Below are 11,145 nucleotides of genomic sequence, written 5' to 3' on the forward strand. Positions count from 1 at the left end.
CGCCCGCCGAAGCCAGGCGGATCTTGCGGCGGCTCGAGTTCCACTACACCCCCAAGCATGCAAGCTGGCTCAACATGGTTGAGATCGAGGTCGGCGTCTTGCGGGGACAGTGCCTCGGTCGCAGGATCGACGACCCCAAGCGACTGCGCCGCGAAATCATCGCTTGGGAACGGCAGAGGAACGCCGCACGCTGCCGCATCAAATGGATGTTCACTACAGACAAGGCCCGCGCCAAAATGGGCCGAGCCTATCCCGACACTTCCAAAGAGTCATAATCACCGTGCAGAGCAACTAGAGCGCTGCGCATTGATTGCGGCGCCGGACGAAATTTCCCATTGCCCGTTATGTATAGTTTCGATAGCAGCGGGGAATGCTGCCGCGACAGGTCTCGATGCCATTCGTAAATCAAGGCAAGTTGCGCGAGCCCTGACGGCATCGCGTCGCGCGCCGAGCGGCAATAACTATCGTCTATAGATTCTATGGGGAGAGATGATTTCCCTCGCGGGGGTCGACCGCCACACTGTGAGACTGCTTTCAAAAGCACGTACAACCAAAACGAGACTGCAAATGACCCCTCCTACTAATCAGAGATGGCGAGCTTGTCGCCAGGAGGCGCAGCCGTTTGTAGAGCCTTGCAGCCGCGGCGTTATCGATGCAGAACCCTGCCCGCGAGAGCTTGGGCGGGAAGTGCCGCCTTGGTGCCGGGGCATGGTGCTAGCCGCCTGCGTGCTCGCGTCCTCGATGGCGTTCATCGATGGGACGGCGCTGCCCGTTGCGTTACCGAGATTGCGCGCTGATTTCGGTGCCGACCTCGCGTCCGTTCAATGGGTTCTCAACGGGTATATGTTGGCGCTCGCCTCGTTGACATTGATCGGCGGGGCGCTCGCAGATGTTTATGGCAAGGCGCGCATGCTCGGGCTCGGCTGCGTCCTGTTCGCTCTGGCGTCCGCAGCTTGCGCGCTGGCGCCTTCGCCCGCCTGGCTGATCGCTGCCCGCGTCGCGCAGGGAGCGGCCGCAGCGATCGTCACTCCTGCCAGCCTCGCCCTGATCGGGGCCACCTATCCGCGTGCGGAGCGAAACCGGGCGATCGGCATATGGGCGGCGGCATCGGCTCTGACCACCGCCGGAGGTCCTGTCCTGGGCGGTTGGCTGACCGAGACCTTTGGCTGGCCATCCGTGTTCTGGATCAACCCGCCCATCGCGGTCGTAGCAGTGGGAGTCCTGCTGGTCTTCGCGCCAAAAGATGGCCGCATCCAACGCAGGTTCGACGTGATTGGCGCCGCGATCCTCGCTTCGGCGCTCGGGGCGCTCGCCTGGGCGCTCAGCCAGATCGGCCCCGGCAAAGCTCAGGCCGCGGCGGGCGCACCGGCCCAAATGGGCACGGTGCTCACGATCGTCGCTGGGCTCGGGATTGTCGGGCTCGCCGTCTATGCGTTCTGGGAGCGCAGAAGCAAACACCCGATGACGCCACCTCGCCTGCTGGAGAACCACGCCTTCGTCGGGCTGAACGTCGCCACTCTGATGGTCTATGCGGCGGTTTCGATCATGTTCTTTCTGCTTCCCTTTGACCTCGTCGACCGCCGCGCCCTGTCATCGACCGATGCCGGGCTGGTATTCCTGCCCTTCACGCTCGGCGTCGGACTCCTGTCGGGCGTGTTCGGCGGGTTGGCGGACAAGATTGGCGCGCGGGCCATGCTCATCGCGGGACCGGCAGGTGCGGCACTCGCTTATGTCTTGATGGCGCTCGGCCGGGACGAATCCCTGATGCTCGGCGTGATCGGACCCATGACCCTGCTGGGCCTGTCCTTCGCTGTGCTCGTGGCGCCGCTCACCGCGTCGGTCCTGTCGAGTGTGGATCAGGCCGACGAAGGGCTCGCTTCCGGCATCAACAATGCGGCGAGCCGGATTGCGCAGCTTGCTGGCGCGGCACTGGCCGCCGGTGTTGCGTCTTTTGAGTCTGGCTACGAAGTCGGTCTCGCCGTAGCCGCCGTGACCTCGATCGGCGGCGCCTTTACAGCTGCAATAACCCCGACGCCGGCCGCGGCGAAAGCGGGCGGCTCGACAGGGGCTTAGAAAGATCGGAATTCAACCAGATTCGATATTTCCTAACCTCGCTGACACCCTTAACTGCACAGAAACAGCCATGCAGAGCGGAGTGTCTCGGCCCACGCTCACTCGCACGATACAGCGGCTCGAACAAGAGTTGGGCGGAACGTCGGTCTATCGCATAGCGCACGTATTGCCACACAACCTTCGCCGAGGTGCCGGCGTCCCGCATTTGGACGCTATCTGAACCGACGAGCGTTGCTGGTAGCGGCTCCCATCAGCGCGAAGCCCGTTCCGGCAACCAAACAAAAGACCGTGCCATGATCTCCGCCCAAGCCGAAGATCAGTGAGACCAAGGCGGAACCAAGTGACCATCCGACGTAGCGAGCCGCAGCATTCATCCCACTTGCGGCCCCGCTACGCCCAATGGGTCCAGCCGTCATCATCGCAGTGTTGTTCGGGGTCTGGAAAAGGCCAAAACCGATACCGCAAAGGGCCAGCCGCCATACGACATCCCACTTCGCCGGAGTTGTCGGCAAGAAGACCATCAAAAGCAAACCGGCCGCCAACAACGCCAAACCAATGCTGGAAATCACCGAGGCGGGGTAGCGAATTGTCAAGCGACCGGCGACAGGAGCCGTGATGGCGGTCATGAACGGCCAGGGAGTCATAAGAAGACCTGTTTCCACGGCCGAAAGATGCAGCCCCGTCTCAAATAAAAACGGCAAGGAGACGTAAGCCAGAATTTGCGCTGCATAGGAGCAGACAGATGTCCACACCGATAGGGTAAACAGAGGTATACGGAAAAGATCGAATGGCAACATTGGCGCCGGGTGGTGGAGCTGTTGTCGAACGAAGAGGCTAAAACAGAGAAGACCTGCTACGATCTCTCCTGTCGCAATGCGCCAATCGCCAATACCCAGCGTGCCGACACCGACGACGAAAAGGCCGAACGCTGCCGCATTGAGAACGGTCCCGGTCAGATCGAGAGGGCGAACGCCCCAAACGTCTGGTGGTGCAGCGGCAATAAATAGCGGTACCGCGAGGCCGAATGGCACATTCACCAGAAACAACCAGGGCCATTTTGCCGCGGCAAGTATTGTCGCCGCGATGGTAGGCCCCAATGCTCCAGGTATCGCCACCGCTAGTGCGACCAACGCGAGGCCCTTACTGACCATGCGGTGCGGATAGATCACGCGCACAAATGCAACGCCGGCCACAGCAACTGCGGCCGCTCCGGCGCCCTGAATCAAGCGCGCACTCACCAGCATCGGTAATGTCGGAGCGAAAGCGCACCCCAACGACGCGAGAACAAAAATAGCTAGACCGGCGGCATAAACGCGCTTCAGACCGAGTGATTCTGCCAGACTTGCAACGGGCAACAAGCAAACTGTTGCCGAAAGCTGATAGGCATTCACGACCCAAACGGTCGCTGCGTCACTACTTGCGAATGAACGCGAGATATTCGGCAAGGCGATATTCACGATCGCGCTTCCAAGGGAACTTAGACCAAGTCCAAGCAAGATGCAGAGCATTGCCCAGCGGCGCTTCGACGCCGTTAAACATTCGACGCCGTCCATCAGGATGCAATCTCTGGCGCGAACTTTGAGCGGCCGACTTTGCGCATACTCTCAGTAACGGATTCCGTAGATCGGTACTTGCGTCGCAGGCGACCCCGCGGTCAAGGCAAAATCCGCGGTCAAGCTAGGAGCGGCACCATCGCGTATGCCGGTGGTAATCGAAACTATAGCTGCGGCGTATTGGACACCTTCAGATCGAGTCTCCATGCTATCAGTCAAAATGACGAATTCGTCCAAGAAGCACTAGATTGTGGAAATGCGTTTGAGTTATTCGTGTGGATCATGAATAGCCCACAGTGGCCCGCGACGGCATTGATTGCCGATTCAGCGTCTGAACGCGGCTTAGAAGTCTCTGCAGAGTAAAAACGTCGGCTTCGCCATGCCGCTCGGGGCATTCCTCCGCTACGGCATCGGGCCGTGCGGCGAAGCGTCGATAACGATCGTTTATCGACTCCATGGCGAGAGGTGATTTCCCTCGCCGGCGTTGCAAAGTCATTCTCCAAAAGCATCGTCGTCCCGAAACTTGCGGCTCCGCGATCGACACGCGGAACACGATGGAAGAGTAAAAAGGCAGGGGGTCGATATGCAGAGTAATGACCTAATCGAAATCGTCACGCGATGGACACACTGACATTACGACCCGGCGGGACCTTGTCGCGGCAGCGGAGGATTGCAGCACGCCGTCGGTCCTGGTGTTTCACTTCACACTCGTGACTGCCCAAGATCTCTCCGATTTTGTGGCCGATCCGCTGCAAGACGGTGGCAAGGTCGTAGCCTTGGCGGAGAACAGTGTGTCGCGTGCACGAGCGTCGACTGTGGTGGCAGAAGTCGTGGTCGCCGATAACGGAAGCGGCATGGCGGACGAGGTGCTTTGGCGAGCGGTCGACTCCAATTTCACGACGAAGCCAGATGGGCGAGGTTCGGGTCTCGGTCTCGGCCAGGCGCAGCGATTTGTCCAAGAGAGCGGCGGCGCTATTGAAATCAAGTCCGAGGTCTGCGTCGGAACAGCGGTGCGAGTGATGCTGCTGCCTGTACCGAGACCGGCTGACGGTAACAGTGTCGACCTGTCCAATTCAATTGCAACATTAGGTCCTTGGGGAGACGGAAGTGAGTGCGACTGACAGAACGGAGTATCCGGCTCCGGCGACCCGGCTCGATCGCGGTTCGTTTCGCCGCCTTGTGCGATGCGGCGGCGCACCGATCGGTATGCTGTTCGCGCTGGCGCTCGCTGGCTGCGACGAGAAGGCGCAATCGCAGGCGGCCGCTCCGCCGCCGGTGACGGTGGCGCAGCCGGTCAAACGGACCGTCACCGACTGGGACGAGTTCACCGGTCGCTTCGAGGCGATCCAGGAGGTTCAGGTCCGCGCCCGTGTCGGCGGCTTCGTCAACAGCGTCGAGTTCAAGGACGGTGCGATCGTCCGCGCCGGCGATCTGCTCTACATCATCGATCCGCGCCCGTTCGAGGCGGTCGTGCTGCAAGCCGAAGGTCAGCTCGCCGACGCGCGCGGCAAGGGGGAGCTTGCCAAGCGCGATCTCGAGCGAGGCCTGAACCTGGTGCAGACCAGCGCGGTCTCTGAACAAGTCGTCGACCAGCGCCGCCAGGCGCTGCAGGCGGCGCGCGCCGCCGAGACCCAGGCCGAAGGCGCGCTGAAGGCGGCGCAGCTCAATGTCGAATTCACCCACGTGCTAGCGCCGATCACCGGCCGCGTCAGTCGCCATTTGGTGACGCCCGGCAACCTCGTGCAGGGCAGCGAAGGCGGCTCTACGCTGCTGACCTCGATCGTGTCGCTCGATCCGATCTACGTCTATTTCGATGTCGACGAGGCGACCTATCAGCGCAACAGCCGGCTGTGGTTCGAAGGCAAGCGGCCCAGCTCGCGCGATACGTCGAACCCGGTGCAGGTGACGCTGACCGGCGAAACAAAACCCTCGCATGAGGGCAAGATGGACTTCCTCGACAACCGCCTCGACGTCTCGACCGCGACGCTGCGCAGCCGCGCCGTGATCCCGAACAAGGATCTTTCGATCCTGCCCGGGCAGTTCGGCCGCGTCCGAATCATCGGCTCCGCGCCCTACGAGGCGCTGCTGATCCCGGACACCGCTGTAGCCACCGACCAGTCACGCAAGATCGTGTTCGTGGTCAAGGACGACAATACGGTGGAGGCAAGGCCGGTGGTCCTCGGCCCGCTCGATGAGGGCCTGCGCGTGATCCGCGAGGGCCTCAAGGCCGAGGATCACGTGATCGTCGACGGGCTGCAGCGCGCCCGCGTCGGCGCCAAGGTGACGCCGCAAATGGCCAAACCCCCGGCAGTGGATAAGCCGCCAGCAGGCGACAAGCCCGCGGCAGGTGCCAAGCCATGAATCTCGGCAGGCTCTCCATCAACCAGCCCATCCTGGCGATGGTACTGTCGATCGTGCTCTTGATCGTCGGCGCGATCGCCTATCAGACGCTGCCGGTCTCGGAATATCCGCAAGTGGTGCCCCCGACCGTTACCGTCACCACGCAATATCCAGGCGCCTCGGCGCAGACCGTATCCGACACCGTCGCCGCCCCGATCGAGCAGGAGATCAACGGCGTGGAGGATATGCTGTATCTCTACAGCCAGGCGACCTCGGACGGCCAGCTCACCATCACCGTCACCTTCAAGCTCGGCACCAACCTCGACACCGCTCAGGTGCTGGTGCAGAACCGTGTCGCGATCGCGCAGCCGCGGCTGCCGGAAGAGGTGCAACGCAACGGCGTGACCACGCGCAAGAACAGTCCGGACATCCTGATGGTCGTGTTTATGCTGTCGCCCGATGACAGCTTCGACCAGCTCTACATCTCCAACTACACGCTGCTGCAGGTCCGCGATCAGCTTTTGCGGCTCGACGGCGTCGGCGACATCCAGATGTTCGGCGCGCGCGACTACGCGATGCGGTTGTGGCTCGATCCCGACCGGATCGCCGATGTCGGTCTGACCTCGAGCGAGGTGCTGGCAGCGATCCGCGCCCAGAACCTGCAGATCACCGGCGGACAGATCGCGGAGCCGCCGATCGCCGATCGCGCATTCCAGCCGAACCTCGTCTTCACTGGCCGCCTCAAGGATTCCAGGCAGTTCGAGGACATCGTGGTGAAGGCCGGCTCCGACGGCCGTACCGTGCGACTGCGCGACGTCGCCCGCGTCGAGCTCGGCGCGCTATCCTACACCACCAACAGCTTCATCTTGCGCAAGTCGGCCGTCGCAATGGTTGTAACGCAACGGCCTGGATCGAACGCACTCGCCACGGCGAAGCATATCTCTGACACGATGGCGCAGCTGAAGGCGAGCTTCCCGAAGGGGCTCGACTACAATATCGGCTACAACCCCACCGAATTCATCGCCCAATCGGTCCATGAGCTGATCAAGACGGTCTACGAGGCGATGGCGCTCGTCGTCATCGTGGTGCTGGTGTTTTTGCAGGGGTGGCGGCCTGCGATCATCCCGATCATTGCGATCCCGGTGTCGCTGGTTGGCACCTTCGCGGTGATGGCAGCGCTCGGATTCTCGATCAATAATTTGACACTGTTCGGTCTGGTTCTCGCGGTCGGCATCGTGGTCGACGACGCCATCGTGGTTGTCGAGAATGTCGAACGACATCTCCAGCTCGGTATGAGCCGGCGCGAGGCCGCGCTCAAGACCATGGAGGAGGTCGGCGGCGCGCTGGTCTCGATCGCGCTGGTGCTGTGTGCAGTGTTCGTGCCGACAGCCTTCCTGGGCGGCATTTCAGGACAGTTCTTCCAGCAATTCGCCATCACCATCGCGGTCGCGACCGCGATCTCCTTGTTCTGCTCGCTGACACTGTCGCCGGCACTGGCCTCGCAGATCCTTACTCCGCACGAGGAGAAACGTCCGCCGGCGCGCTGGAACATCATAGCGCGCGGCTGGGACAGCTTCACCGCGCTGTTCAACCGCATCTTCGATCGCCTGGCGCATGGCTATGCGGCCGCCGCCGACTTCGTGATCCGCTATACGGCGGTGATGCTTGTGATCTATCTCGCGCTAATCGGCAGCGCCGGCTGGCTGCTCGCCACCACCGCCCAGGGCTTCATTCCCGCGCAGGATCGCGGTTACCTCATCATCTCGGTGCAATTGCCAGGCGCCGCGTCGCTGGCGCGGACCACGGCGGTGGTGCGCGAGATCGAGCGAATCGCGCTCGATACGCCGGGCATCGTTCGCGTGGCGGCCTTTGCCGGCTTCTCAGGCGCGACGCGCACGCAGTCCGGCAACGCCGCGGCGCTGTTCCCCGTGTTCGATGAGCCGGAGGCGCGCCAGAAAAAGGGGTTGTCGGCGGTGGCCATCACGGCCGAGCTGCGCAAGCGCCTGTCCGTGATCCAGGGGGCCTTCATCATCGTCATTCCGCCGCCCGCGGTGCCAGGCATCGGCACCGGCGGCGGCTTCACCATCCGTATCCAGGATCGGCAAGGCCGCGGCCCTGAGCTGCTGGCAGCCGCGACCGACGAACTCGTCGCCGCCGCGCGGAAGTCGCCAAACCTGACCTCGGTCTTCTCGCCATTCACAGCGAATACGCCGCAGCTGTTCGTCGACATCGATCGCGTCAAGGCGCAGAAGCTCGGGGTGCCGATCGCCAACATCAATGACACCATCCAGACCTATTTCGGCTCGACCTACGTCAATGACTTCAATTTGTTCGGCCGCACCTATCACGTCACGGCGCAGGCCGACCTGCCATTCCGCAAGGAGACCTCCGACCTGGCGCGGCTGCGCACCCGCAACGCCGCCGGCGACATGGTGATGCTCGGCAGTCTCGTGGACTTCAAGGATACCTCGGGACCCGACCGTGTCGCGCGATACAATCTCTATTCGGCGTCCGAGTTGCAGGGTGAGCCGGCACCGGGCACGAGCTCGACGACGGCACTCAACACCATCAAGCAACTCGCCGACCAAACATTGCCAAGCGGCTTTTCCTTCGAATGGACCGATCTTTCCTATCAGCAGGTGACGGGTGGCAATGCCGGCCTCTATGTGTTCCCGATCTGCGTGCTGTTCGTCTATCTGGTGCTGGCGGCGCAATATGGCAGCTGGACGCTGCCGTTCGCGGTGATCCTGATCGTGCCGATGTGCCTGTTCGCGGCCACGATCGGCGTGCGCATCATGGGCCAGGACGTCAACATCCTAACCCAGATTGGTTTCGTGGTGCTGGTGGGACTTGCGGCCAAGAACGCGATCCTGATCGTCGAGTTTGCGCGCGACATCGAGCGCGAGGGCAGGTCGCGACCGGAGGCTGTCATCGAGGCCTGCCGGCTCCGCCTGCGGCCGATCCTGATGACCTCGTTCGCCTTCATCCTCGGCGTGGTGCCGCTGGTGGTGTCGACCGGTTCCGGCTCGGAGATGCGCCAGGCGGTCGGCGTCGCCGTGTTCTTCGGCATGCTCGGCGTCACGCTGTTCGGCCTGATCTTCACGCCGATCTTCTACATGGTGGTGCGCAACCTCGCGGAAGGCAAGAACGAGGGCAAGCCGACCCAAACGACGGCGGCCGCGGCGGGGTGAGTTGCGGTGACGCCGATGCGCGACGAAGCCGGAATACTATCTCCGTCACCCTGAGGAGCACGGAACGCACGTCTTGAAGGGTTAACGGTCCCGGTGCCGTTCACTTTCGAGGCTCGCTCCGCTCCGCACCTCAGGATGACTGGTCTGAAGCTGCAGGCCTGGAGAGGCAATACTATTGGCTGAACCGAAATAGATGGGCAGGCGCGGGGACATAAAATAATCACGCGCCGATTTTTCCTGAAAGAAGCTGTGGGGAGACCATAAAAATGAAATCGGGATTTTTCGCCGCTGTGGGGGCATGCAGCCTGTTGCTGGCCGCGCCAGTATCGGCGCAGAGCGTGAAGATCGGCGTGCTGAACGATCAGTCCGGTGTCTATGCGGACTATGGCGGCAAATATTCGGTCGAAGCCGCGAAGATGGCGATCGAGGATTTTGGTGGCGAAGTGCTCGGTCAGAAAATCGAGTTGGTCACCGCCGACCACCAGAACAAGCCGGATCTCGCCACCTCCATCGCGCGCCGCTGGTACGACGCCAAGGGCGTCGACATGATTACCGAACTCACGACCTCGTCGGTGGCGCTCGCGGTGCAGGAGCTTTCCAAGGAAAAGAAGAAAATCGACATCGTGGTGGGAGCGGCGACCTCGGCCATCACGGGCAGCGCCTGCTCGCCCTATGGCTTCCATTGGGCTTTCGACACCCACGCGCTCGCGGTCGTTACCGGCGGCGCGCTGGTGAAGACGGGCGGTGACACCTGGTTTTTCCTCACCGCCGACTATGCCTTCGGCTACACGCTGGAAAAGGACATCGGCGAGATCGTCACCCACGCCGGCGGCAAGGTGGTCGGCTCGGTTCGCGTGCCGCTGAACTCGTCGGACTTCTCCTCCTTCCTGCTGCAAGCGCAGAGCTCGAAGGCGAAAATCGTCGGCCTCGTCAATGCCGGCCAGGACACCGCCAATTCGATCAAGCAGGCGGCCGAGTTCGGCACCGTCCGGCGGGGCCAGAAGCTCGCCGGCCTCCTGATGACGATCTCCGAAGTTCACGGCCTCGGTCTCGACGCGGCGCAAGGCCTGGTGCTGACCGAAGGTTTCTACTGGGATCACGACGACCAGAGTCGCGCTTTCTCCGAGCGCTTCTTCAAGCGCACCGGACAGATGCCGAGCATGATCCATGCCGGCACCTATTCGGCGACGCTGAGTTATCTGAAGGCGGTGAAGGCCGCCGGCACCAAGGACTCCGAGGCAGTTGCCAAGAAGCTGAAAGAGCTGCCGGTCGACGACGCCTTTGCCAAGGGCAAGGTGCTGGCCAACGGCCGCATGGTGCACGACATGTACCTGTTCGAGGTCAAGAAGCCCTCGGAGTCAAAGAAGCCGTGGGATTACTACAAGCAGCTCGCGGTGGTGCCGGGCGACCGGGCGTTCTTCACCGCCAAGGAAAGCGGCTGCCCGCTGACGAAGTGACGCGCGGCGTCGAACCCGGAATCTCGAGTTTCCAGGTCTAGTCCTTCGGACCATCCCGAAATGACGTGGAGCGAATGTGCATTAGCAAGCCCGAGGGCGAAGGCACTGCCCGTGAGATCGTAGACCTGCCAGCCGATCGCGACCGCGCCAATCTGGCTCGAGAACCGCGACAAGCTTCGCGATGACAGGAACAGCAGGAAGGGCCCATGCGCCAGCAAATCGCGGGCACGGGCCCGGCGTTGACGAGGACATGGGCGAGCCGTGGCCGACCTCGGCGTGCTTGTCAATGGTCGCCGCAAAACGGAGCGGCATTGCACTTGCAGATCGTGCTGCCATAATCGTTCGGGAGTTTTGTGGAATGTTACAACTGCAATCGGCGTTCGGCGTGGTGGCGCTGCTGGCGATCGCCTGGGCGTTCAGCGAAAAACGACGCGCGGTATCGATCCGGCAGGCGGTCGTCGGACTAATAGTGACACTGGTCACCGCGCTGGTGCTGATCAAGGTGCCGCTGGTGGCATCCGCTTTCGGCGC

Annotated in this window: 9 protein-coding genes and 1 pseudogene; 8 read left to right on the forward strand and 2 right to left on the reverse strand. The window is 62.4% G+C overall.

Features of this window, described 5'->3' with window-relative positions; genetic code table 11:
* From J6497_RS39370 to J6497_RS42495, 3 genes are all read left to right on the forward strand, one after another.
* Positions 1–275: transposase (locus J6497_RS39370; RefSeq protein WP_225709539.1), on the forward strand; the 275-nt coding region annotated here is incomplete at its 5' end.
* A gap of 433 nt (positions 276–708) precedes the next feature.
* The gene (locus J6497_RS39375) at positions 709–2,073 is read left to right on the forward strand and encodes an MFS transporter (protein WP_225709540.1); all 1,365 of its coding nucleotides are present in this window, start codon (positions 709–711) and stop codon (positions 2,071–2,073) included.
* A gap of 70 nt (positions 2,074–2,143) precedes the next feature.
* On the forward strand, positions 2,144–2,293 hold the full coding sequence (locus tag J6497_RS42495; protein ID WP_446479939.1) for a hypothetical protein: 150 nt from the start codon (positions 2,144–2,146) through the stop codon (positions 2,291–2,293).
* On the opposite strand, the gene J6497_RS39385 is transcribed toward J6497_RS42495, so the two are convergent.
* Complete coding sequence (locus tag J6497_RS39385) at positions 2,286–3,626, reverse strand: MFS transporter (RefSeq protein ID WP_225709541.1); 1,341 nt, start codon at positions 3,624–3,626, stop codon at positions 2,286–2,288. The genes J6497_RS42495 and J6497_RS39385 overlap by 8 nt on opposite strands.
* A 692-nt stretch (positions 3,627–4,318) precedes the next feature.
* On the opposite strand from J6497_RS39385, the gene J6497_RS41125 reads away from it, so the two are divergent.
* From J6497_RS41125 to J6497_RS39405, 4 genes are all read left to right on the forward strand, one after another.
* Complete coding sequence (locus J6497_RS41125; protein ID WP_225709542.1) at positions 4,319–4,747, forward strand: ATP-binding protein; 429 nt, start codon at positions 4,319–4,321, stop codon at positions 4,745–4,747.
* A 58-nt stretch (positions 4,748–4,805) separates the two neighbouring features.
* Positions 4,806–5,987 (forward strand): efflux RND transporter periplasmic adaptor subunit, encoded by a 1,182-nt coding sequence (locus tag J6497_RS39395; protein ID WP_376708345.1) that lies wholly within the window; start codon positions 4,806–4,808, stop codon positions 5,985–5,987.
* On the forward strand, positions 5,984–9,157 hold the full coding sequence (locus J6497_RS39400; RefSeq protein ID WP_225709543.1) for an efflux RND transporter permease subunit: 3,174 nt from the start codon (positions 5,984–5,986) through the stop codon (positions 9,155–9,157). The genes J6497_RS39395 and J6497_RS39400 overlap by 4 nt, the downstream gene beginning before the upstream one ends.
* Before the next feature lie 266 nt (positions 9,158–9,423).
* A complete protein-coding gene (locus J6497_RS39405; protein WP_225709544.1) occupies positions 9,424–10,614 on the forward strand; it encodes an ABC transporter substrate-binding protein in 1,191 nt (396 codons plus the stop codon).
* An 86-nt stretch (positions 10,615–10,700) separates the two neighbouring features.
* Here the strand turns inward: J6497_RS39405 and J6497_RS39410 are convergent.
* Positions 10,701–10,832, reverse strand: a pseudogene (locus J6497_RS39410) (MFS transporter); the annotation flags it as partial.
* 140 nt (positions 10,833–10,972) lie between these two features.
* Here J6497_RS39410 and J6497_RS39415 point away from each other — a divergent pair.
* The coding region (locus J6497_RS39415) for a Na+ dependent nucleoside transporter N-terminal domain-containing protein (RefSeq protein WP_283845724.1) at positions 10,973–11,145 on the forward strand (173 nt) is incomplete at its 3' end.

The sequence above is a fragment of the Bradyrhizobium cenepequi genome (assembly GCF_020329485.1).
GTDB lineage: Bacteria > Pseudomonadota > Alphaproteobacteria > Rhizobiales > Xanthobacteraceae > Bradyrhizobium > Bradyrhizobium cenepequi.